Annotated in this window: 24 protein-coding genes, 2 tRNA genes and 2 pseudogenes; 11 read left to right on the forward strand and 17 right to left on the reverse strand. The window is 50.9% G+C overall.

The window, feature by feature from the left end:
- Positions 1 to 118: 118 nt before the first annotated feature.
- Genes EHN13_RS16140 through EHN13_RS16150 form a run of 3 tightly spaced genes read left to right on the forward strand, consistent with a single transcriptional unit; the run spans position 119 to position 2,914 of the window.
- A complete protein-coding gene (locus EHN13_RS16140) occupies positions 119 to 1,174 on the forward strand; it encodes an ABC transporter substrate-binding protein (RefSeq protein WP_048211808.1) in 1,056 nt (351 codons plus the stop codon).
- Complete coding sequence (locus EHN13_RS16145; RefSeq protein WP_048211807.1) at positions 1,161 to 2,165, forward strand: FecCD family ABC transporter permease; 1,005 nt, start codon at positions 1,161 to 1,163, stop codon at positions 2,163 to 2,165. The genes EHN13_RS16140 and EHN13_RS16145 overlap by 14 nt, the downstream gene beginning before the upstream one ends.
- A complete protein-coding gene (locus tag EHN13_RS16150; RefSeq protein ID WP_048211806.1) occupies positions 2,162 to 2,914 on the forward strand; it encodes an ABC transporter ATP-binding protein in 753 nt (250 codons plus the stop codon). The genes EHN13_RS16145 and EHN13_RS16150 overlap by 4 nt, the downstream gene beginning before the upstream one ends.
- Here EHN13_RS16150 and EHN13_RS16155 read toward each other — a convergent pair.
- A complete protein-coding gene (locus EHN13_RS16155; RefSeq protein ID WP_061067822.1) occupies positions 2,901 to 3,623 on the reverse strand; it encodes a substrate-binding domain-containing protein in 723 nt (240 codons plus the stop codon). The genes EHN13_RS16150 and EHN13_RS16155 overlap by 14 nt on opposite strands.
- Positions 3,624 to 3,864: 241 nt before the next feature.
- Between EHN13_RS16155 and EHN13_RS16160 the strand changes: the two genes are divergently transcribed.
- Complete coding sequence (locus EHN13_RS16160) at positions 3,865 to 4,662, forward strand: MBL fold metallo-hydrolase (RefSeq protein WP_124021734.1); 798 nt, start codon at positions 3,865 to 3,867, stop codon at positions 4,660 to 4,662.
- Positions 4,663 to 4,717: 55 nt separating this feature from the next.
- Here EHN13_RS16160 and EHN13_RS16165 read toward each other — a convergent pair.
- The 6 genes and pseudogenes from EHN13_RS16165 to EHN13_RS16195 form a co-directional block, all read right to left on the reverse strand.
- Positions 4,718 to 4,794, reverse strand: a tRNA-Val gene (locus tag EHN13_RS16165).
- 3 nt (positions 4,795 to 4,797) lie between these two features.
- A tRNA-Val gene (locus EHN13_RS16170) sits at positions 4,798 to 4,874 on the reverse strand.
- A 199-nt stretch (positions 4,875 to 5,073) separates the two neighbouring features.
- Positions 5,074 to 5,160, reverse strand: a pseudogene (locus EHN13_RS24495) (glutathione peroxidase); the annotation flags it as partial.
- Positions 5,161 to 5,310: 150 nt separating this feature from the next.
- Positions 5,311 to 5,859, reverse strand: a complete 549-nt coding sequence (locus EHN13_RS16185; RefSeq protein WP_048211803.1) for a GNAT family N-acetyltransferase — start codon at positions 5,857 to 5,859, stop codon at positions 5,311 to 5,313.
- A 33-nt stretch (positions 5,860 to 5,892) separates the two neighbouring features.
- The gene (locus tag EHN13_RS16190; RefSeq protein ID WP_071887338.1) at positions 5,893 to 6,225 is read right to left on the reverse strand and encodes an EmrE family multidrug efflux SMR transporter; all 333 of its coding nucleotides are present in this window, start codon (positions 6,223 to 6,225) and stop codon (positions 5,893 to 5,895) included.
- A gap of 115 nt (positions 6,226 to 6,340) precedes the next feature.
- Positions 6,341 to 7,108, reverse strand: coding sequence for an alpha/beta fold hydrolase (locus EHN13_RS16195; RefSeq protein ID WP_124021735.1), 768 nt, complete (start codon positions 7,106 to 7,108; stop codon positions 6,341 to 6,343).
- Between the two features lie 128 nt (positions 7,109 to 7,236).
- Here EHN13_RS16195 and EHN13_RS16200 point away from each other — a divergent pair, with 128 nt between their 5' ends.
- Positions 7,237 to 8,121 carry a LysR substrate-binding domain-containing protein gene (locus EHN13_RS16200; protein WP_121584578.1) on the forward strand — a complete coding sequence of 295 codons (885 nt, stop codon included), beginning with the start codon at positions 7,237 to 7,239 and terminating at the stop codon, positions 8,119 to 8,121.
- 17 nt (positions 8,122 to 8,138) lie between these two features.
- Here EHN13_RS16200 and EHN13_RS16205 read toward each other — a convergent pair whose 3' ends face one another.
- Complete coding sequence (locus EHN13_RS16205; protein ID WP_048211800.1) at positions 8,139 to 8,537, reverse strand: winged helix-turn-helix transcriptional regulator; 399 nt, start codon at positions 8,535 to 8,537, stop codon at positions 8,139 to 8,141.
- 113 nt (positions 8,538 to 8,650) lie between these two features.
- Between EHN13_RS16205 and namA the strand changes: the two genes are divergently transcribed.
- A complete protein-coding gene (gene namA / locus EHN13_RS16210; protein WP_048211799.1) occupies positions 8,651 to 9,727 on the forward strand; it encodes an NADPH dehydrogenase NamA in 1,077 nt (358 codons plus the stop codon).
- 285 nt (positions 9,728 to 10,012) lie between these two features.
- Here the strand turns inward: namA and EHN13_RS16215 are convergent, their stop codons facing one another.
- The gene (locus tag EHN13_RS16215; RefSeq protein WP_124021736.1) at positions 10,013 to 10,867 is read right to left on the reverse strand and encodes a DMT family transporter; all 855 of its coding nucleotides are present in this window, start codon (positions 10,865 to 10,867) and stop codon (positions 10,013 to 10,015) included.
- A 133-nt stretch (positions 10,868 to 11,000) separates the two neighbouring features.
- Complete coding sequence (locus EHN13_RS16220; protein ID WP_048211797.1) at positions 11,001 to 11,345, reverse strand: DUF1294 domain-containing protein; 345 nt, start codon at positions 11,343 to 11,345, stop codon at positions 11,001 to 11,003.
- A 200-nt stretch (positions 11,346 to 11,545) separates the two neighbouring features.
- Here EHN13_RS16220 and EHN13_RS16225 point away from each other — a divergent pair, with 200 nt between their 5' ends.
- Entirely contained in the window at positions 11,546 to 12,043 is a 498-nt protein-coding gene (locus EHN13_RS16225) for a GNAT family N-acetyltransferase (protein WP_048211796.1), read from the forward strand.
- A gap of 5 nt (positions 12,044 to 12,048) precedes the next feature.
- On the opposite strand, the gene EHN13_RS16230 is transcribed toward EHN13_RS16225, so the two are convergent.
- Positions 12,049 to 12,540 (reverse strand): GNAT family N-acetyltransferase, encoded by a 492-nt coding sequence (locus EHN13_RS16230; protein ID WP_115602095.1) that lies wholly within the window; start codon positions 12,538 to 12,540, stop codon positions 12,049 to 12,051.
- Positions 12,541 to 12,677: 137 nt separating this feature from the next.
- On the opposite strand from EHN13_RS16230, the gene EHN13_RS16235 reads away from it, so the two are divergent.
- Complete coding sequence (locus EHN13_RS16235; RefSeq protein ID WP_101742568.1) at positions 12,678 to 13,649, forward strand: LysR family transcriptional regulator; 972 nt, start codon at positions 12,678 to 12,680, stop codon at positions 13,647 to 13,649.
- On the opposite strand, the pseudogene EHN13_RS16240 reads toward EHN13_RS16235, so the two are convergent.
- The 5 genes and pseudogenes from EHN13_RS16240 to EHN13_RS16260 all read right to left on the reverse strand — a co-directional run.
- Positions 13,603 to 14,047, reverse strand: a pseudogene (locus tag EHN13_RS16240) (PLP-dependent transferase); the annotation flags it as partial. The gene EHN13_RS16235 and the pseudogene EHN13_RS16240 sit on opposite strands and share 47 nt — an antisense overlap.
- Before the next feature lie 87 nt (positions 14,048 to 14,134).
- Positions 14,135 to 15,340, reverse strand: coding sequence for an MFS transporter (locus EHN13_RS16245; RefSeq protein WP_101742567.1), 1,206 nt, complete (start codon positions 15,338 to 15,340; stop codon positions 14,135 to 14,137).
- A gap of 4 nt (positions 15,341 to 15,344) precedes the next feature.
- Positions 15,345 to 16,373, reverse strand: coding sequence for a zinc-binding dehydrogenase (locus EHN13_RS16250; RefSeq protein WP_101742566.1), 1,029 nt, complete (start codon positions 16,371 to 16,373; stop codon positions 15,345 to 15,347).
- Positions 16,374 to 16,399: 26 nt separating this feature from the next.
- Positions 16,400 to 16,564, reverse strand: a complete 165-nt coding sequence (locus tag EHN13_RS16255; protein ID WP_226813999.1) for an OsmC family protein — start codon at positions 16,562 to 16,564, stop codon at positions 16,400 to 16,402.
- A gap of 48 nt (positions 16,565 to 16,612) precedes the next feature.
- Complete coding sequence (locus EHN13_RS16260; RefSeq protein WP_061067834.1) at positions 16,613 to 17,389, reverse strand: SDR family NAD(P)-dependent oxidoreductase; 777 nt, start codon at positions 17,387 to 17,389, stop codon at positions 16,613 to 16,615.
- Between the two features lie 176 nt (positions 17,390 to 17,565).
- Between EHN13_RS16260 and EHN13_RS16265 the strand changes: the two genes are divergently transcribed.
- The 3 genes from EHN13_RS16265 (at position 17,566) to EHN13_RS16275 (ending at position 19,359) form a co-directional block, all read left to right on the forward strand.
- Entirely contained in the window at positions 17,566 to 18,480 is a 915-nt protein-coding gene (locus EHN13_RS16265; RefSeq protein WP_124021737.1) for a LysR substrate-binding domain-containing protein, read from the forward strand.
- A 216-nt stretch (positions 18,481 to 18,696) separates the two neighbouring features.
- Positions 18,697 to 18,978: a hypothetical protein gene (locus EHN13_RS16270; RefSeq protein ID WP_048211789.1), complete on the forward strand. Its 282-nt coding sequence runs from the start codon at positions 18,697 to 18,699 to the stop codon at positions 18,976 to 18,978.
- A 36-nt stretch (positions 18,979 to 19,014) separates the two neighbouring features.
- Positions 19,015 to 19,359: a carboxymuconolactone decarboxylase family protein gene (locus EHN13_RS16275; RefSeq protein ID WP_124021738.1), complete on the forward strand. Its 345-nt coding sequence runs from the start codon at positions 19,015 to 19,017 to the stop codon at positions 19,357 to 19,359.
- 952 nt (positions 19,360 to 20,311) lie between these two features.
- On the opposite strand, the gene EHN13_RS16290 is transcribed toward EHN13_RS16275, so the two are convergent.
- The gene (locus tag EHN13_RS16290; RefSeq protein ID WP_101742564.1) at positions 20,312 to 20,863 is read right to left on the reverse strand and encodes a hypothetical protein; all 552 of its coding nucleotides are present in this window, start codon (positions 20,861 to 20,863) and stop codon (positions 20,312 to 20,314) included.
- Positions 20,864 to 20,904 lie beyond the last annotated feature (41 nt).

Genomic DNA, 20,904 nt, shown 5'->3' on the forward strand with positions numbered 1-20,904 from the left:
ACTGTATTTGCCGTGACGAACCGCGTGGCGGTATACCGTGTCTGGCGATAATGGGTTGCCAGCTATCACGTTATATAATTTAATGCATATCGAATTTTTCCCAGTCCAGATGGTATCTATGTTAACTCTTCGCTCTTTTGTGCTGGTTTGCGCCAGCATGTTTTTTGCCTTTTCCGCACAGGCGGATCGCACTATCACCGATCAGCTTGGGCGTCAGGTTACAATCCCTGACCATGTCGATAAGGTGGTTGTGCTGCAACACCAGACGCTGAATATTCTGGTGCAACTGGATGCTGCGCAGGATATCGTCGGCGTGATGTCGAGCTGGAAAAAACAGCTTGGGCCTGAGTTTGCCCGGTTTATGCCGACAATAACTACGCTGCCTACGCCTGGCGATCTCACCAGCGTGAATATCGAAAGTTTGCTGGCGATTCATCCGCAGGTAGTGTTTGTCGCCAACTATGCGCCCGCTGAGATGATCCAGCAGATTCAGAATGCCGGTATCCCGGTGGTGGCTATCTCGTTACGTCAGGATATTGCCGGGCAACAGAATAAAATGAACCCGACAATGGCTGATGAAGAGCAGGTCTACAACGAAGGCTTAAAGCAGGGGATCCGCCTGATTGCGGATGTGGTAGGGCGTAAAACGCAGGCGGAAACGTTGATCAATTACGTCTTTACGGCGCGAGCAAAATTCAATGCGCCAGTTGCGGCCATACCGGAAGCGCAAAAGGTTCGCATTTATATGGCTAACCCTGACCTTATGACCTACGGTTCCGGGAAATACACCGGCCTGATGATGCAACATGCGGGTGGGTTAAATGTGGCGGCGGCCAGCGTGAAAGGCGCGCGTCAGGTGGCGCTTGAGCAGGTGCTGGCGTGGAACCCGCAGGTGATTTTTGTTCAGGACCGATATCCGCAGGTGGTCAAAGAGATCCAAAACGATCCTAACTGGCAGGGAATTGACGCGGTGAAAAATCATCGTGTCTGGCTGATGCCTGAATATGCCAAAGCCTGGGGTTATCCGATGCCGGAAGCATTGGCAATAGGTGAGTTGTGGATGGCCAAAAAACTTTACCCGGATGCCTATAAAAATGTCGATGTGGATGCGCAGGCGCAGGATTACTATCAACGTTTTTATCGTGTGAACTGGCAGTCAGATGCTGCTAAGTAAACGGGATTTCCCCTTGCAATCATTACTGATAGCAGGGGTGTTGGTGCTGGGGGTCAGTTCGCTGTGTCTTGGACAATATCCGCTGTCACTTCGTGAAGTGTTTTATCAACTCACCCATTTTGGCGATGCGCAGGGTATTGCCAGTCAGGTGATATGGACAGTCAGACTACCGCGTATTCTGATGGCGTTGCTGGCGGGGGGCGCGCTGGGATTGTGCGGCGCTACCTTGCAAGGGGTGTTTCACAACCCATTGGTCGACCCGCACATCATAGGCGTAACCTCGGGGGCGGCCTTCGGCGGGACGCTGGCGATTCTGCTGGGTCTTGAGCCGTGGCTGATGATGGGGTCAACCTTCTTCTTCGGTCTGGCAGCGCTCATTCTGGTATATGCCATTGCGGCCTTACAAGGGCTGGAAAATACGCTGGTGCTGATCTTATCTGGCATTATTTTAAGTGGTTTTTTTGCCGCGCTGGTGAGCCTGATTCAATACCAGGCCGATACGGAAGAAACCTTGCCGAACATCGTATTCTGGCTGCTGGGCAGTTTTGCCACGGCTAACTGGCATAAAGTCCTGCTGCTGGCGATCCCGGTATCCATTGCGGCGACGATGTTGTACCAGTTGCGCTGGCGGATAAATCTGTTATCGCTCAATGATAAAGATGCTAAAGCGCTGGGCGTGGCGGTGGTTCCGCTGCGGCGTAGCGTGCTGGTGTGCTGCGCGTTTTTAGTTGCCGCTCAGGTGGCGGTCAGTGGCAGCATTGCCTGGGTTGGGCTGGTTATTCCCCATCTTGCGCGGTTGCTGGTGGGGGTTGATCATCGTCGCTTGCTCCCGTGTGCTTTTTGGATGGGAGGTGGTTTTATGATTGCGGTTGATGATATCGCCCGCACTCTGATGCATGCGGAAATACCGCTTGGGATCATCACCGCGTTGCTCGGCGCACCGCTGTTTGCCTTCTTGCTCATTCGTACCAGTCGTCGGGGGAAACAATGACATCTATTGCGCTCAGCGTGAATCAGCTTAGCTATGGCTATCGCTCTCCACTGTTTGACCCCCTCACTTTTCAGTGTCAGAAAGGCCAGATCTGGGCGGTGCTTGGGCGAAACGGTCTGGGTAAGAGCACGCTGCTGGATACGCTCACGGGCACGCGACCCGCGCTGGGCGGGAGTATTGATGTTCATGGGGGGATAGGCATTGTGGCCCAGCATTGCCATCTGCCGTTTCCCTATACGGTGAGCGACGTGGTGTTGATGGGGCGGGCGCAGCACGTAAAATTGTTTGCTCAGCCCAGCCGCCAGGATCAACAACGGGCGGAGCAGGCGCTGGAACAGCTAAACATTGCGCATCTCGCCGCCACATCGTTTAGCTCACTTTCTGGCGGTCAGCAGCAACTGGTGATGATTGCCCGTGCTCTGGTTACAGAATGCCAGACGCTGTTGCTTGATGAGCCATGTTCAGCGCTGGATCTTGCCAATCAGCAGGTCGTGCTGCAGCTCATCAGCGATTTGGCACACCGGCAGGGGTGTAGCGTGCTTTTCTCGACGCACGATCCGTTGCACGCCTTACAGATTGCAACTCATACGCTGCTGTTGCTTCCTGAGGGAAAATGGCTGGCAGGGCCGACGGACGGCGTGGTGACAGAAGATAATCTGTTCCAGGCCTATGGCTTGCCATTGCGAAAATTCAGTGTGGAAAACTATCAGACACCGTTTATTGCGCCGCTGTTTGCTATCCACCGCTAACAGGCAAGAAACCGGCGGCGGTCAGCAACGCCTGACCGTCGTGGGCAAGCATAAATTTAACCAGTCTCATCACCTCTTCAGAAGCATCGAGCACCGCCAGTTGGTATTCACACAAGATGTTCTGTTCCGCAGGAATAGCAACGTAGCGAACATCGGACGGTGAACCGAGTGCTTTTGCATAATGTGCGTAACCAATAAACAGATCGGCCAACCCCTGGCGAAGAAGCCAACTGCTTGCCAATTCTCCTGGCGGGATGCTGAGCGTATCGCGGCCACCAACCAGTGGCAGGGCGCGTGCACGAAGCTGTCGTCCAAGTCCCGGTTCCAGTGCATCCATGTTATCGAAAAATGTCCAGGTATAATCACCGGAAGGGTCGCAGCCCGGTGTGGATGTGCCAATACGCAGCACCGGGTCGCGTAGTAAATCCAGCCATTCACCGCGCCGGTTGGTAACCAGGCCCAGTTGATTCCAGCACAGTGTATGCGTGGAAACGGCCCGGTGTGTGTCCAGTAGTCGTTGCGGATGTGCCCGATTTGCACTGGCGAACAGAGCACACGGTTCCCCGGCTTCAATACGCTCGCGCAGCAAACCTGCCGGGCCATAGCCAACGTTGACCTCAATGCCGCTAAGGCGGGTGAACTGATTGAGTAGTGGGGTAAATGCCAGTCGTAAACTTCCCGCAGCAAGGAGGGTGATTGAAGATGGCATGATATCTGATCTCTGGGCTATGGCAGTTATGCGAAGAAGATGAATGATACGCCCTGCACAAGGGACTTTGAAGGCATCTGATGATGCCATTTCGCTTACATCATTTGATGTTGTAGTCACTTTCAAAGGGTTATTTGATCCAGCGTGCGGTGGGATGCTGACGCTGTCTTTTTTTGTTCTATGCTTTGACCGTAATAAAAGATCCTGAACGGAAGAGAGCATACGTGCAGGGGGAAGACAAATGACAATCTTGTGTAAGACCTGCGGAACGTCCTATGACGATACGCATGGGGCTATAACGCATTGCAAAATCTGCGAAGATGAGCGCCAGTATGTTCCCGTTACCGGACAATCATGGTTCGATCCAGCCGCGCTTCACGCGACGCATACGAATAAATGGCTGCAGCATGAGCGTTCGCTACTGAGTATTCAGACCGTGCCACGGTTTGCCATTAACCAACGGACATTTTTGCTACGCACCCCGCAGGGGAATGTGCTCTGGGATTGTATTGCGAATCTGGACCCGGCCACGCAGACGCTCATCACCGCGCTGGGTGGGTTGAGTGCCATTGCCATTTCGCATCCTCACTACTACTCCACGATGCAGGATTGGGCGGCAGCATTCGATGCACCAATCTATCTGCATGCTGACGATCGCCAGTGGATTATGCGTGACAGTCCCTCTATTCGGCTATGGGAAAGCGATGTGCATAAAGTGCTTCCTACCGTGACGTTGTTACGCCTGGGCGGACATTTTGCGGGGGGGAGTATTATGCATATTGATGATGGGGAGGGGATAATCCTTGTGGGCGATATTTTGCAGGTCACTCCCGGTGCGGATGCTGTGTCGTTTATGTGGAGCTACCCCAATATGCTGCCATTGCCGGCAAGCGCGGTTATCCACATTATGCACGCGTTGCAGGATGTAAGATTCGACCGACTCTATGGCGCGTTTGAAGGTCAGGATATTAAATCCAACGCCAGACAGATTGTGGTGCGATCGGTGCAGAAGTATCTTGCTTGTCTGCGCAAAGAATAGAATGGGTTTCAGGAGAACGTTTGAGAATTTAGCACCAAATCAAAGGGATATGATTTGGTGCGTCCGAGTGGACTCGAACCACCGACCCCCACCATGTCAAGGTGGTGCTCTAACCAACTGAGCTACGGACGCAAATGGTGCGTTCAATTGGACTCGAACCAACGACCCCCACCATGTCAAGGTGGTGCTCTAACCAACTGAGCTATGAACGCAACGTTGTAGGTGACAACGGGGACGAATATTAGCGGCACAGACCGAATGAGGCAAGAGGGAATTAGCATTTTTCTGCATGTTTTCACTCGATTGCAGAGTAATTAAGCAAGTTGACTATATTTTGTTGATTTTGCAGCGTGTTTTTTATTCAGACAGCGAACTGGAGCATACCAGGGTCGGTTTGAATGACAGGGGCGCTCAGACTTTACGCGCTGTAAGGGTAGTAGTTTCTATTTTCTCTGGGGTAGTGAAAGGGGTAAAACGCCTGAGCGGCTTGCTGTCACGCCTATCGGGAAGCCCACACTGTAGTTGATGTGACAGGCTTCGCTGCGTACGCGACAGTGGATTGGACAGAAAACTGATTCAAGAGGCGATGAACTTTTGCGAAGAACAGAAATTCTCTGCGGTTCAGTTATGGACATTCCATAATTTATATTAACCAACCTGACGAGTGTTCCATTCGTCGCGCGTGATTTCCCAAAGTTCAGAATCCAGCAAACCGCTGACATACTCTTTCTTTTCCGTCTTGATAAGCCGCATGCCGCTACTGTCTGAAATACGTTTGGAACGGATATTGAGAGATGCTTTCGGCGCACGCAATACCGTCTTATTTAACGTATTAAACCAGTAATCCGTAGCGATATTACTGGCCTCACGCATAAAACCCTGACCCTGATATTCCGGATCTAACCAAAATCCACGGTTATTATCCTCAACGTCATAAAGGCAAATTAAACCTATGAGAGCGTCAGGGGCCTCACGGAGTCTGATAGTCCAGATCCACGCAATCCCTTTTTCCATATCAGGCAGGGCAACGTTATTGACGTAATTCTCCGCACCGTTATCAGGATAGGGCCAGGGTACTGAGGAAACCATATAGCGAACTATCTCCCAGCGTGGATAAAGCAACTGAATCTGCGAGGCATCTTCGGCTTCTAATGGTTTTAACAGCAAGCGTTCCGTATGGAGTTTTGGTATTTTCATATGCGCTTTTCCTACAAGAGTAAGATAAGAGAATCAATGTGGGGAGGATTTTGAAAAAATATTAATAACCAGAACCCCAGCACAAATAAGAAGCATGCCTGCGATCGCCGGAAAATCAAGTTTTTGCCCACTTACCAACCAGCTCAAAAGGCTGATTAATACGATTCCAGCACCTGACCAAATTGCGTACGCAATACCCGTTGGAATGGTCGACAGAGTCTGGGAGAGAAGATAAAAGGCTGTGCAGTAGCACACAATAGTTGCTACCGATGGCCATAGGCGTGTGAATCCGTCAGAGAACTTCATCAGGGTTGTACCTATGACCTCAGCTACAATAGCTCCTGCAAGGAAAATGTATGAATTCAAGATCTGATCCCATGTGACAATCTAAAGCAAATATCGTATCACAAAGGGTTGGGTGAGTTTGAACGCAGCCCAAACTACTTTTTCGTGTAGTGATTAATAATCACCACGATATTGATTATTTTACGGCGCTGACCGCATGAAGAATTACACTTGCCACGGCATCTGGCTGAGAAATATGTGGGGCATGACTGGTGTTCAGGGTAGTCACCGTCGCGTGAATTTTCTTCGCCATCGCTTTCTGTAAGTCAGTGTCGAGCATATGATCCTGTTCGCTGACAATATACCAGGAAGGTTTATTTTCCCATGCCGCGTCTTTCACTTTTTCGCCAAATACTGCGCCGTTAGTTGGGCCCTGAGTGGCGTAGATAAGTCTCGCTTGTTCCGCAGTAACATCCTGCGCCAGGTGCTGAGAAACGCCTTCAGAAGTGAGCTTCAGATAACCCGCATCATCAGCATCAATATGACTGAAACCTGAAGGTGTAGGATAATCTTTTGTTAAATCACCGACAGACTCTCCGGCCGATGGTGCAAAAGCGGCAACATAAACCAGTGCTTTGACGTTCTCATTTTTTGCACCTGTCTCTGTAATGACTGCACCACCATAGGAATGGCCGACCAGCACAACAGGACCTTTTACTCGTGCCAGTGCGCGACGTGTTGTGGCGGTATCTTCAGCAAAGGAGGTGAGTGGGTTTTGTACGGCAACAACATTAATCCCTTTAGCCTCAAGCAAAGGAATGACCTTATTCCAGGTTGAACCATCTGAAAATGCACCATGCACAAGCACAACCGTGGGTTTAGCAGCTTTAACATCAGCTGCAGATGCCAGCGCTGAACAGCTCATGGAGGCCGCCATCAGTAAGGAAAGAGAGAGATTTTTCATATCAAGAATGCCTTTGTTAGTGATCGGATACTCACGGTTAAGCGAGCTAAGTTGACTGGCAATGTACATTGAAAACGTAATGCGATAAATTTACGTAAATAACCATCACCTGGAACATTTTATTTCAAATGGATCGTTTAACCTGCATGCAGACATTCATTAGGGTGGTCGAGTCAGGCTCCATTTCTGCCGCAGCGGGTGAACTGGATCAGTCCTCTCAGCTGACGGGTAAGCAGTTACGCATGCTTGAGCAAAATCTTGGCATTCAACTGATCAACCGTACGACCCGGAGCCAGAGCCTGACGGACAGCGGCCGTCTCTTTTATGAAAGAGCGAAAAATATTCTGGCTGAAATGGAAGAAGCGGAAGCCGTGATTGCTGAAACCCGTGCGATCCCCCGTGGTAATCTCAGGATCAGCGCTCCCATTACCTTTGGCAGTCAGCTGCTGGCCTCAAAACTGCCGGAATATCTCAAACAAAATCCCGAAGTCTCGCTCGAACTCTGTTTGTCGAATCGCACTGTCGATCTGGTTGAAGAGCGCTTTGATGCCGTTTTTCGTACGGGAGAACTGGCGGACAGCCAGCTACTGGCAAGAGCGCTTGCTCCCTATCAGATGGTTATTTGTGCTGCACCGGCTTATCTTGAAGAGGCTGGAACGCCCTCTGTGCCGCAGGATTTGACGCGGCACCAGTGCCTGATCTTTACCCATACATCAATGCGGACGGAATGGAAATTTGAAGGCCCTGGCGGACAAGTCTCGGTACCTGTAACCGGCAGGTTTAAAACGGACAACAGCGAAGCCCTGCTTGCTGCCGCCCTCTCAGGGCTGGGAATCATTATGCAACCGCTTCCGCTGATGAGCGCGGACATCGCCGCCGGGCGGCTGGTGCGGGTTCTGCCCGATTATGAACTGCCCGGTCGGCCCGTCCATGTGCTTTATGCCCAGGACAGAAGAATGACTCCACGATTACGAAGTTTTATCGATTTCTGCATCACCCATTTTGGCTCTTAGATACCCGTGAAGACGGCTTACTTCGGATCGCCGAGAACCTTTTTCAACTCCTCGATATCCTCTTCAACCGCTGTTTTAAGACCGCGGCGTTCCAGCCAGTTTCTGCCCCATATGCTTAGATCCAGAACCAGTTTGTTCAGCTCCCGTCCTTCGTCACTCAACGAGTATTCAACCTTTGGTGGAACAACGGGATAAACCTGGCGAATAATCAGGCCATCCTCTTCAAGTTCACGCAGTTGCTTCGTCAGTAAACGCTGATTGATGCTGGTTAAAAACCGCTGGAGTTCGCTAAACCGAAGCGTACCGTCCTTAAATAAATGATAGAGGATCACCCCTTTCCATTTCCCACCCATGATATGCAGTGCTGCTTCCATTGAACAACCTGGCGCCGAATCGTAGTTACGTAATTTCTTCATAAAAACATCATGGTTACCTTTTGGTAAGTATGTGCATTTTTTTAGCGTATAAACGAATTATCATCGTATGGTACTTTTAGCGGGCTAAATATCAATCACTTTCTGGAGTAGAAATGTCAGCTTTGCTTTTTGAACCCATCACAATCAACGGCGTTGAATTCCGCAACCGTATTGCCATGTCCCCGATGTGCATGCACTCGGCATCTGACGACGGCAAGATTAATGACTTTCATGTTATCCACTACGGCGCGCGTGCCCTGGGCGGAGCAGGTCTTATCATGCTGGAAACGGCCTCTGTATTACCGAATGGTCCAATCGGTCCTGGAGACATCGGTATCTGGGATGATAGCCATATTGAAGGTTTGTCCCGCGTGACAGATGCCATTCACCGTTTTGGCGCGAAAGCCGGCGCACAGATTGGACATGCTGGTCGCCAACTGGGAATTGACCTGCCCTCTATCGCGCCGTCAGCTATTCCGTTCACACCTGAGTCCCGCGTACCACAGGCGATGAGTATTGAGCAAATTAACGAAGTCGTAGAGGCGTTCCGTCAAGGTGCTCGCCGTGCGCGTGAAGCCGGTTTTGACGTTATTGAAATCCACGGTGCCCACGGCTATCTGTTGAATCAGTTCCTGTCGCCGCTAGCGAACAAACGTACCGATGAATACGGTGGTAGCCACGAGAATCGTTACCGCATTGTGCGTGAAGTCATTGACGTCGTGCGCAGCGAGTGGAAAGGCCCATTGTTCCTGCGTATCTCTTCAACCGATTATGTTGAAGGCGGAAACCGTCCGGAAGACTTCTTGATCTACGGCAACTGGATGAAAGAACAAGGTATTGATCTGATTGACTGTTCAAGCGGCGGAATTGCGATGGTACAGGTAAACACTTACCCAAATTATCAGGTCCCTGCAGCCGAGCTACTACGAAGGGAGTTGGATATTAAAACCGGGGCTGTAGGTCTGATCGAAACAGGTCGTCAGGCAGAAGAAATTTTGCAGAATGGCCGGGCAGATATCATTCTTGTTGGCCGGGATATGCTGAAGGATCCGTTCTGGGCGCGTACTGCAGCAGACGATTTGAACGTTGTACTCCCCGTTCCTGCACAGTACACCCGCTATGGTTCTGGCTGGCAGCGTTCTCAGCCGCGACTGCCGGCAGCTGACCTGGCAAGCACTGTAGAGCAATAATAACAGCTACTTCATCAGCCCTGCACGGTTGTAATGCTGTATCTGTATCAATAGACCCTTTGTTGTAACCCTCATAGTTAAAAAAACGGAAGTGCTTTCCTATTGCCCCCTGCATGCTGACGCAGGGGGTTTTTATTGAGAACATCTGATTTTGTATTGCGGATGGTAAAAACCTTAAAAATCAAAGATAAAATTAATTTCATAAATATACTCATCAAATCATATCAACGTCCGCTCCTGGCTGTGAGTCAAAACACCGAAGCACAGTACTGTGACTCCTCAACGTTACCCCTGTGCTGATTTCTTACTCTGTGTTCGATCGGATGAAATAACAATGGCTATGCCAGCCAGAACGAGCAGTGTGCAAACCAGAATTCTCAAATCAGGCAATTCGCCAAGAAATAGCACTCCACCTACCGCAGCAATACAGGGCACGCTCAACTGCAGCGTGCTGGCGGTTGCTGAAGACATAGTGGCAACAAGTTGGTACCAAAGTACGTAAGCCACACCAGAAGCCAGTCCGCCGGAGAGCAGGGCAAGGATGACGCCGTTGGCGTCAGTATGCACGGGCTCCTGTCGTACCAAACTAAGGATGAAAATAACCGGAAGGCTCAGAATGAAATTTCCTGCAGTCGTCCCGGCAGGAGAAAGGATATTTTTCCCACGCACAGAGTAAGCTCCCCATGCCATGCCTGAAACAACCATCGTCAGGGCGGGTATCAAAGGGGGAGCGGTTGCGCCGGGGAGCAGCAGCATAATGATCCCCCCGATGGCAATAACGATCCCGGTGGCTTTGTATCCGCTAAGTGTTTCACCTTTTATTAATCCCCAGCCAATCATGCAGATCTGCACTGCGCCAAACAGCAGTAATGCGCCTGTTGCGGTATTGAGCTGCACATACGCGATTGAGAAAAATAATACATAGGCACACAGCAACAGGGCATCGATGATTTTCCAGCGTATTTCTTTCAGTTTACCCCGGGCTATATGCCAGAAAAACAGCATTACTGCACCACCGAGTAATCTCAGCATGCTGAACGTTTCAGGATCTGAATACCCATTCTTTAAGGCGATACGGCAGAGGATAGAATTGGCTGCAAATGCAGTTAGCACCAGGAGAACCAGCAACAGCTTTTTCATATCCATCCTTAATGTTGACGATCTGTTGCAGAGTATAGAGTGCGTACATCAGGACAGACATGCTAACGATGCTTTTGTTTATAATCCAACACGATAACGTTGCACAGGGGCTGGCGCTATCCCTAAATGATGCTCAGGAAAGTGAGAATGGAAAGAACTGATACACGGCCACCATAGCGGAGGTACTTAATATCACACTGATGATGAAGTAAGTTTTGAAGGGCTGCTTTTGTGTTTTATGGTGAAAGAGTTGTTGGCCGACAATGGCTCCAGCCCATCCGCCCACAGCGCCAAATACCAGCAACGTGGATTCCGGCACTCTGCGCCAGGCCTTACGCGCTGCCATTTTGTCCACGCCGTAAATCGCCAGCGTCAATATGTTGGCGAGCAGGCCCCATATCAGCAACGGATGTGGGGCAAAAAGGCTACTGACCGCAGCGCAGACCAGTAGCAAATAACAATAGCGATTGAGATTCATCTCATTAACCACAGCCGGAACGGAGAGGCGATTATCTTAACCCAGAACCGACACCGATAAATGGATATGTAGATTCCTGGAAGCCAGGGTTATCCAGATTTTGATACAGAAAATGTCGGGGTCGCATGTCCAGTCTATAAAATAGAACATTATGAAAAGTAATGATATTGTTCTACCAGCCACGCTCATAACGAGGTTTTATGAAAATCAGAAGGTTCAAGAATGGAGATGAGATTTCGTTACTCAGCGTTTTCTTATCTTCTGTACATACCCTCGCATCCCACTATTACACACATGAACAAATAGATGCCTGGGCCCCGTCAGATATCGACCCGGATCACTGGACTAATCGCATGAGGGCACTACGTCCCTTTGTTGTTGAAGTGGATGGTGAAATAGCTGGATATGCGGATGTTCAGCCAAATGGGTACATTGACCATTTCTATGTCTCGGGAGTCTACCCGAGACAGGGCGTAGGGACGCTACTGATGGACCGCATTCATGAAGAAGCCAGACAACGTGGAATGGGTGAACTTACTTCAAATGTCAGTAAGGCTGCGGAAGCGTTCTTTCTACGACACGGCTTTCATGTCGTGGAACGAGGTTTCCCTGTGTGTCGTGGCGTGACACTACAAAATGCACTGATGCGTAAATATTTGGCGAAACAGATGAAAAGAAAAAGAGTCGTGTCTGGATAGTTAAATCAGAGTGTCATCATCATTTCATGCCAGGCCATACCACCGTGGTCTGACTCTGACGGTTTCATATACTGGTAACCAAAATGAGCATACAGATCGACGTGGCGATCTTTACACAACAGGTGGATTGTTTTTTTGTTCATTGCTTTCATATGCGCCACGAATTCACGCATTAGCAACGACGAGTATCCTTTGCCCTGATAATCCGGGTGAACCACGACAGACATAATCACGGCATTAGGTGCATCCGGATCGTGTCCAACCAGTTCTTTAAATTCTTCATCAGACATCACGACTTCCCATGCGCAGCCTGCATTGATGAAACCAATAACGTCGCCGTTCAGCTCCATACACAGGAAACCTTCCGGATAGCGGTTAATACGGGTAGCTATTTTCTCACGCGTTGCGGCTTCATCCCCTTCGTAGGATGTGATTTCAATATCATAGCAACGATCGACATCGGCGGCAGTGGCCTGACGGAATACAGGGGTAGACATAGTTTTGCCTCTTCAGAATCATTTTGTTGGAAATATACTATCTTTTTTCAATCATGCTTTCGCTGCATTTTATGCAAAAATAAAATGTACAATATTCATTAATCACTATTTTCAAATTTCACCCGGAAAAAAGAACCATGGTGTCGACGTTGCGCAAGACCGATCTGAATTTATTGCTTATCTTCGATTCTCTTTATCGGCATGGGAGCGTAACGGAGGCCGCTAATGAAATGGCGCTAAGTCCGTCGGCGCTGAGTCATGCGCTCAATCGCTTACGTGCCTCACTGGATGATCCCTTATTTGTGCGCACTGGCGGACGCATGGTGCCAACGTCAAAAGCAGAGAGCATTGCCGCCAACGTTTCCGCCGCTCTGAACAGTCTCTCGACTTGCCTACATGAGCCTGAACACTTTGAGCCGGAAAAAAGCCGGGAGACGTTTACTTTTGCCGCCACGGACTACACGGCCGCTGTGATCCTGCCAGGCCTGATCGCGAGAGTTAACAGCCTCGCGCCGGGTATTACCATTAAGCTTATCTACTCACGCGATTTTAACGCCGATGAAGATCTGCTTTCGGGCAAAGTTGATTTTGCTCTTGGTTTTGAAGAAGAGCAGAAAAATCCCCGGCGCGGTATTGAGTCCATTACCTGCTTTACGGATGATTACGTGGTTGCGGTGCGACGTGGTCACCCTGAAATTTATGATTCCCTTACCCATGAGCGATATCTTAACGCCGGACACGTGGTGGTACGCCCATGGCTGGAATCCCGGGGGGCTATTGACCGTTATCTGGAAAGTCAGCAGGTACGCCGCCGAATTGTTGTTGAATTACCAAGTCTGATGATTGCCCCGCTCATTGTTTCAAATACTGATCTGGTCATCACGCTGCCCAAGCGGGGCATCTCATCTGTTTTTGATATGAAAAATCTTGTGGTGTTTACTCCTCCATTCCCAACACCCCAGTATATTCTGAAGGCTTATTACAGCCCACAGCTCAGTAACTCCCCTGGACATTTATGGATGAAAGAGCAAATTTTACAGCTTTGCGAGCCGCAAAACCCGATTACGTCAATGAATGCAGCCGATCAAACCCCTGACCCAGATCGGTGATCAGGTCATCCGGATCTTCCAGGCCAATCTGGAGCCGAAGGGGTTCTCCCTTCTTGTGCCAGGTTGTCGCAGTTCGATATTCCCGGCAGCCGAAAGGAATAATCAGGCTTTCAAAACCGCCCCAGGAATACCCCATTCCGAACAGCTGCATGTCATTTAGCATGCGTGTACGGGATCAAGCACCACAGAGAACAGCCCTGACGATCCCGTAGGGTCTCGCTTCCATATTTCATGTCCCGGACAATCCGGCATTGCGGGGTGGAGTACAGTTTTGACTTCAGGTTGTTCTGCAAGCCAGTGAGCAATTGCCAGTGCTTCCGCTTCTTTCAGCGAATATGCAACGTTCTTAAACCATGTAAGGCAAAGAAACAGTCTTCTGCACCCGGTAACATGGCAAGTATGCCCAAAATCATGCCCGTTGATGTTGGGCTTTAGATACTTTTTACATCAACGTAACCCGCTTCCAGATAGCAGATAAAACTGGGTCAGAAAGTTAATTTATCCCGCTTTTTTGCCCGCAACTCGTTAACAATACCTACAAACGCAAGACCGACGGGAACAAGGGCCCCCCACAGGACGGAGTTCCAGCCGTAGAGGCTGAGTAGAGCACCTGAAGAAAATGACCCTACAATCATAACCCCAAATACCACAAAATCGTTCAGGGACTGGATCTGGGTTTTCTCTTCTGGACGATGATATTCAATGATCTTCGCCGATGCGCCAGTGAAGCCAAAATTCCAGCCGAGACCCAGCAAAATCAGCGACAACCAGTAGTGAAAAATATCGGTTCCACCGAGTCCGGCGAGGACAGAGCATGCAGTGATAAGCAAACCCGCAGCAGCGATACGCATGGCTCCAAAGCGGTTAATTAATTTGCCAGTGAAGAAACCCGGACCGTACATGGCAATAACGTGCCACTGGATACCGAGATTGGACGCCTGTTGAGAGATGCCGTGCATGTGCATCGAGAGTGGTGCAGCCGTCATCAGGAAGTTCATCACCATATAGGTTACCGCACCGCTGAATACGGTTCTGGCAAACCCTGGCTGACGGGCAATTTCGCGTAAAGGCCGCCCACCCGTTTTTATCGCGCAGGTAGGTTCTGCGGTTTTTACGCCTTTAAGTATGAATGCCGAAATAACGGCCACGAGCGCCTGCGCGAGGAACGTGACGGCGAAGGTATGAGGCGGCCAGAGGTGCATCGTGCCTGAAACCAGCATCGGGCCAATCACGCCGGCAACCACGCCGCCTCCCATCACCAGCGACAGGGCCCGGGCGCGACGTTCTGGCGTGACGCCGTCGGTTGCCGCAAAACGAAAGCTGAGCGCAACGGCTGCATAGGCTCCGCCCATGAAGGCGGCAATGCAGAACAATATAAATGAGCCAATCACGACGGCCAGGGCGGCGGTCAGTCCAGTCAAGACACCCGCCCCGGTTCCGACCATAAATGCGCTTTTACGGCCATTTTTACGCGCTAATGAGCCTAACGGCAGGATACAGCCTGCCATCCCCAGAACAAACATGGTGATGGGAAGTGTAGCCAGCGAGCTGCCAGGAGCGAGGGCGTTACCCACAATTGCGCCAGTGGCATAAAAGACGACAGAGTTGGCACCCGCGAGGGCCTGCGCGGCCGACAGGCGAATGATATTATTTCTCTGGTCTGCAACGGGCAGGAAATGTTCTGCGGACATGTGATTAATTATCCTGATTCATGGTGAGCACTATCCTGTATCGCGCCAGACCTTGCTTAAGTCTGTTGAGCGCCTCATTTGCCCGTTCAAATGGCAACATCTCTGTGATGGGCAACGTCTGAAAGAGGTGGCTGAACTGCAGTGCGCGCTCGGTTTGCGCCGGTGTGCCGACGAAGGAGCCTGTCAAGGTGCGTTCAGCGCCGATCATCATACCCGGCGAGACCTGCAGCGGCTTTTGTCCTGTACCCAGCAAGATTGTTTTACCCTGGGGGGAGAGGGCGGACAAGAGGGCTGAAACCGTTTCTGAAGCCGGTGCAGTTGCCACGATAAAATCCACACCGCCGTCATTTTTCAGGCGTTCTGATGCATTTTCCTCAAGTGTATTGATGTAGTGATGCGCACCCAGCTTAAAGGCCGCGCGTTCTTTTTCGCTACCCCGTGCAATCACAGTCACCTCAAAACCCATTTTACGGGCGTACTGAACAGCCATGTGGCCAAGTCCACCCACTCCGAGAACAGCCACTCTGTCGCCCGCTCTTGCGCCTGAATTACGCAGTGCGTTGAAGGTAGCGGTACCGGCGCAAAGGATCGGGGCTGCATGCACGGAAGAGAGCGCGGAGGGAATTGCTATCAGCGCGGTATATCGCATGACAACGTACTCTGCGTAGCCGCCATCGCAGCTGAGGCCCGGCGTCAGTTGATTTTCACAGAGATGAAAAAGCCCTCTGCGGCAAGGTTTGCAGTGCTGACAATACCCACCCAGTCGGCCGACGCCTACGCGCTGACCGCATTGCCAGATATCGGGTACCCTGTTCCCCTTGCGGGCAATAAACCCGACGATTTCATGTCCCGGTATACGGCCGGGTTGGCCCTCCTGCGGCGCTCTTTCCGCGTCCCGGAGATCGGCACCGCATACTCCGCATGCTTCAATTTTGATAAGCACCTCATCCGAACCGGGAGCGCGTATCGGCCGCTTTGTCATTTCCAGCACCCCGGGGGCAACGATCTGCATCGCGCGGTATTTTTTATTCATAAATGGCACCGATATAATAGGGATTATCAGATGGCAAGGGCGAGATCTTTAGCCCTGGCTTCCTGAACAAAGACGGCCGTCATACAGGCATTAAACGCAGCGAGCATTAATTCCCGCGGATCAGGAGCCAGTCCCTCGCCACCCAGCGAAACCGGTTCATCGGAATCGATAACATGGTTTTGAAGTGCCAACGGAGCGGAACCACCGGAATACGGCTGGCAGAGCGTCCGGCGCGGTCTTCAGGCGTTACGGCCAGCCATCACACCGCCATCAATATCCCAGATAGCGCCGGTGACCCAGCCAGTTTTTTCAGAAAGCAGGAAAGCCACAGTTTCCGCGATGTCGACTGGCGTACCCACGCGTCCGATCGGATGGAAGCTGTCAAAGCTGTTCATCACATCTTTTACGTCGTCTTTCGGAATGAAGCCTTCGTAAATAGGAGTGTGAACAACGGCCGGAGAAACCGCATTCACGCGGATCCCTTTTTCACCCAGCTCAATGGCCAGGTTTTTAGTCAGCGCGTGCAGACCGGCTTTGGCCATCGAATAGGCTGAAGACGGCGTGGCACCAATCGCCTGCTGCGCCCACATGGAGCCGATATTCACGATGGAGCCTTTAATCCCGGCATCAACCATATTGCGCACCACGTCACGGGTAATAAAGAACGTTGCGCGGTTAATGCTCATATACATGTCATAGTCTGACGCTTCATGTTCGGTGAAGGGTTTTGGGAAAAACACGCCAGCCGCATTGACCAGCAGGCTGATATCTTTGTGTTCGGCATTAATGGTGTCTACCACATGCTGCATCCCTTCTTCTTTCATCAGGTCGGCAACGATGATAGAAACCTGACCATCCGCAGCCAGCGCCTGGCGGGCCTGCCCGGCTTTGTCCTGACGATTGCCAACAAGCACAACGCTGCCGCCGTTTTTCAGAACCAGCTTCGCCGTTTCGAAGCCCATACCGCTTGTACCACCGACCACTAACAGTTTTTTACCGGCAAAAGATGCGTTCATCGCTAACCTCTTTGAATTCATATGGTTGTTATTGATGAAAAGCCGTACTCCTCATCGTGTGAAATCAGAATGCCACCCGGACGCCTGATTGACGACTGAGAAGAAATTGCGACTCAGGAAAGAAAATCTTTCTCGCTGGCGTATACTGAGGAAAATAATGAATCAGGATTTCCACAATGCGATCGCTAAACCGACTTAAATGGCTGCACGCTTTTGAAGCCACCGCCAGGCACGGCAGCTTTACCGGCGCGGCACAGGAGCTTGGCGTTACGCCCGCTGCAGTAGGCCAACTGGTACGCTCGCTGGAAGACTGGGTCGGACACCCGCTTCTTCACCGCACCCGCTCCGGAAAAGAGCGGCTGACGCTGGTTGACGAAGCGCAGGAGGCGCTACAGGACATCACGCAGGGGCTGGACAAACTCGAAACCGGGTTAAACAAGCTTCGCGGCCGCAGCTCGCGTTCGGTGGTGGTGGTGACAGCATCGCAGGTGCTGATGATGAACTGGCTGATGGATCGCCTGAACCGGTTTTCGGAAACGCACGAAAATATCGATCTGCGGCTTAACGTCACGGAAAAACTGATGGATGTGTCACACGGCGAGGCGGACATCGGTATTCGCTGCGGACAGGGCGACTGGCCAGGCGTGCATAAAACCTGGCTGATGGATGAAGAAGCGGTGCTGGTCTGCAGTCCGCGCCTGGTGCCGCCCGGGAAAATGGCCTGCCGTGAATGGCTCGCCACGCAAAAACTCATTCACGATGACACGCCGCATCCTGGGGCGGATTTTCCGTCATGGGATGCTGTCCTGATGGCGGTCGGTGCACCCGAAGCGCTGGATAGCGGGCTGCATATTAACTCCACCTCAGCGGTCATCCTGTCGGCCCTGAGCGGCAGGGGCGTGGCCATCGTTCGTTACGCTTTGGTGAAGCAGCTTATCGAAACCGGTCAGTTGGTTCAACTGCACCCCGATCGCCGTTGGCCGCTCAAATGGTCCTATTATCTGGTCACCCCGCAACAAAAAGTTATGCGTGATGAAGTCAACGTTTTCCATGACTGGCTTCTTCAGGATGTCGTCTCAGACCGTTCATAAACTGCCCCCTCAGGCATTACGCTGCCCCGGCAATCACGTCGGGCGCGTAGTGCTTATACCACGACAATCCACGACATAGAATTTCTTTTCTGCTTCGCAAGATTATCTGATTTGTTGAAGCTGTCTGGCTTTCTGATAATCGCCCTCAACGAAAGGTAATACAGACCGGTTTTTTAAACGGGCGTATTACTTCAACCCTGAACGAAGGAGAGAACGATGGCTTATCTGCAAATCACCCTGAATATCAGTAATGAAAACCGTGCGGCAGCCGCTGAGGTATACCAGAAATACAAAACTCCGTTTCTGACCACCATTGAGGGTGCCACCTCTAAAGAGCTGCTTGTCCGCGACGAAGACGTCCAGGTGCTGCACGGTTTTACGACCGTTGCGCAGGCGCAGGCATACCTTAACAGCCTGCTGTTTACGCAGGATGTCGTTGCCGGATTAAAACCGTATTTAAACAGTGCGCCTGACGTGCGTATTTTCGACGTCATTTAATAACTTTTCTGAGACAAACAACAACCGGAGTTTTGAATGTTCTTAAACTGGAATGAATATCGCAGTGGCCTGCTCGCCACCATCGACAAATTTGCCAAACTGCAGCCTGAGTTTATGAAAGGCTTTCAGCAGATGGATAAAGGTGCGTCAGAAAACAAGCACCTCGATCCCAAAACCCATGAACTGATTGCGCTGGCCGTGGCCGTAACCACCCGCTGCGACGGTTGCCTGGCCGTTCATGTGGATGCTGCTGTTAAGTACGGTGCCACGCGCGAAGAGATCGCCGAAGCGCTGGCGGTTGCCATAAACCTGAATACCGGCGCCGCGCTGACGTATACCGCACGCGCACTGGATGTGTACGATAATCTGCCGAACAAATAGGCCTGCACACGGCTCCGCGTGGGGCCGTCTAATCACTGATTATGATGTTACTGAATTCTGATTTTTCGCAGCGCGTGATCATTACCCCGGATGATTATCAATGGATATTTTAACCCCAGCCCGGGGTTGAGCGCATGATGCTTGACCGGATTGGTCGCAAGCAGGTACGCGCAACCCTTTTCGTCAAGCTGCGCCAGATGTCTGCCGATGCACGCCAGTCGCTCAGGTTATATACGCAGAAGGCGACTAACTGGCATGGTCAGCCGCAAAGACAAGTCTTCGCTTTATTCTCTGGCACCTCAGAAACAGTGCTGCTTCAGAAGCTTGCCCCAGGCGCGCGGATTTTCTGTGTGGCCGCATGTTGGCGGAGCAGAGATCCGCGACGTATCCGAGCCAGATTCGGGTAAAACGGCGATTTTTGGTTTTACTGGCGTACTTGCAAAATCGAGATGAACTGTCAGCGATGCTGTTCTCAAAAGCCTTTGTCGGGAGCCGCTCGTACGCTTATTTGGGCAGGATGCGGTAGAGCCCGAAGCTGAGTATATAAAAGACTGGGCGGCCGATCCGTTTCTGCAACGGAATTTGATCTCCAGCAGGAAGTCAGTCACGTAATACCTGAGCAACTTTCCGCCAGGGGAGAATTGTCCGGTGAGATAACAGGTATTGCCAGTGAATGGTCGCCGCAGTTCCCGGGCTATCTGACAGGCGCAATTGACTCTGCATTAACGGGCGTTCAGCGCTGGCTACAACAGAAATAACCCGCGAAAATGGGGGGCTACCATCCGAGCAGGAGATGGGTTGTTGAAAACAGAGTATCCGGTTCGATAATGCGTCAGCTTTTAAAAAGAGCTGGCTTCTGAAGCGTCCGCTCCTGGCACAATGCGGACAAGCTGACTTAGCTGAAGGTCCGCTGAGAGCGAGAAGCGGACGTTTTGGTTGCAGTACATGTATCTTAATCACCCAAGGAGGGCGAATTGCCACTGGAAATATTTAATTTAGACATGGGGTTACTAGTTAGCTCGCCTGCAATAATAAGATCGCGTACTTCATATAATTTGCTACTGACTTTATGAAGATCAGATATGAATCTATCCAGAAATTCATTGGTCACCTCGAAATATTTATCTTTTTCGTCTACCCTGCGATGCAGAATTTGCTCACCCATTTCGTTTGTTATTGGATATGCATGTACAAAGTCAGATCGCTCAGTATTTAATTTCTCAAATAGTTTAGCTGCATCCAAACCTGTTCGGTAAGCGATACGACTTGATGGCTTTACCTTTCTTACGCTTGCACGGAAGGCATCCAGAATGTCACCGCCCATTTTTCCTTGAAGTGCAGTCCGGTCTAGTGTTTTATCCAAAAGCGAAGCTATTTCGGTCATGAAGCTAGCTATTGAGCCGAAGCCATACACAGCGATACCCAGCCTGTAGAGATAAAGATCGTTATCCGGTAAAGCGAGGAGGGTTTGTCGTTTAATTCTACTAAGTTCTTCCAGATTCATACTGAATCCTCATTTTCACAGGTGATGAAAAAAAGCAACAG

Source organism: Citrobacter youngae (genome assembly GCF_003818115.1).
Lineage (GTDB): Bacteria > Pseudomonadota > Gammaproteobacteria > Enterobacterales > Enterobacteriaceae > Citrobacter > Citrobacter youngae.

Bases quoted from the DNA above. Each gene is read 5' to 3' on its own strand.
- EHN13_RS16230 (WP_115602095.1), bottom strand. From the start codon at position 12,540: ATGTCTACCCCTGTATTCCGTCAGGCCACTGCCGCCGATGTCGATCGT.
- EHN13_RS16275 (WP_124021738.1), top strand. From the start codon at position 19,015: ATGTTCTTAAACTGGAATGAATATCGCAGTGGCCTGCTCGCCACCATC.
- EHN13_RS16260 (WP_061067834.1), bottom strand. From the start codon at position 17,389: ATGAACGCATCTTTTGCCGGTAAAAAACTGTTAGTGGTCGGTGGTACA.
- EHN13_RS16290 (WP_101742564.1), bottom strand. From the start codon at position 20,863: ATGAATCTGGAAGAACTTAGTAGAATTAAACGACAAACCCTCCTCGCT.
- EHN13_RS16225 (WP_048211796.1), top strand. From the start codon at position 11,546: ATGAAAATCAGAAGGTTCAAGAATGGAGATGAGATTTCGTTACTCAGC.
- EHN13_RS16215 (WP_124021736.1), bottom strand. From the start codon at position 10,867: ATGAAAAAGCTGTTGCTGGTTCTCCTGGTGCTAACTGCATTTGCAGCC.
- EHN13_RS16245 (WP_101742567.1), bottom strand. From the start codon at position 15,340: ATGTCCGCAGAACATTTCCTGCCCGTTGCAGACCAGAGAAATAATATC.
- EHN13_RS16250 (WP_101742566.1), bottom strand. From the start codon at position 16,373: ATGAATAAAAAATACCGCGCGATGCAGATCGTTGCCCCCGGGGTGCTG.
- EHN13_RS16205 (WP_048211800.1), bottom strand. From the start codon at position 8,537: ATGAAGAAATTACGTAACTACGATTCGGCGCCAGGTTGTTCAATGGAA.
- EHN13_RS16220 (WP_048211797.1), bottom strand. From the start codon at position 11,345: ATGAATCTCAATCGCTATTGTTATTTGCTACTGGTCTGCGCTGCGGTC.
- EHN13_RS16235 (WP_101742568.1), top strand. From the start codon at position 12,678: ATGGTGTCGACGTTGCGCAAGACCGATCTGAATTTATTGCTTATCTTC.
- EHN13_RS16195 (WP_124021735.1), bottom strand. From the start codon at position 7,108: ATGAAAAATCTCTCTCTTTCCTTACTGATGGCGGCCTCCATGAGCTGT.
- namA (WP_048211799.1), top strand. From the start codon at position 8,651: ATGTCAGCTTTGCTTTTTGAACCCATCACAATCAACGGCGTTGAATTC.
- EHN13_RS16185 (WP_048211803.1), bottom strand. From the start codon at position 5,859: ATGAAAATACCAAAACTCCATACGGAACGCTTGCTGTTAAAACCATTA.
- EHN13_RS16200 (WP_121584578.1), top strand. From the start codon at position 7,237: ATGGATCGTTTAACCTGCATGCAGACATTCATTAGGGTGGTCGAGTCA.
- EHN13_RS16140 (WP_048211808.1), top strand. From the start codon at position 119: ATGTTAACTCTTCGCTCTTTTGTGCTGGTTTGCGCCAGCATGTTTTTT.
- EHN13_RS16155 (WP_061067822.1), bottom strand. From the start codon at position 3,623: ATGCCATCTTCAATCACCCTCCTTGCTGCGGGAAGTTTACGACTGGCA.
- EHN13_RS16145 (WP_048211807.1), top strand. From the start codon at position 1,161: ATGCTGCTAAGTAAACGGGATTTCCCCTTGCAATCATTACTGATAGCA.
- EHN13_RS16270 (WP_048211789.1), top strand. From the start codon at position 18,697: ATGGCTTATCTGCAAATCACCCTGAATATCAGTAATGAAAACCGTGCG.
- EHN13_RS16150 (WP_048211806.1), top strand. From the start codon at position 2,162: ATGACATCTATTGCGCTCAGCGTGAATCAGCTTAGCTATGGCTATCGC.
- EHN13_RS16265 (WP_124021737.1), top strand. From the start codon at position 17,566: ATGCGATCGCTAAACCGACTTAAATGGCTGCACGCTTTTGAAGCCACC.
- EHN13_RS16160 (WP_124021734.1), top strand. From the start codon at position 3,865: ATGACAATCTTGTGTAAGACCTGCGGAACGTCCTATGACGATACGCAT.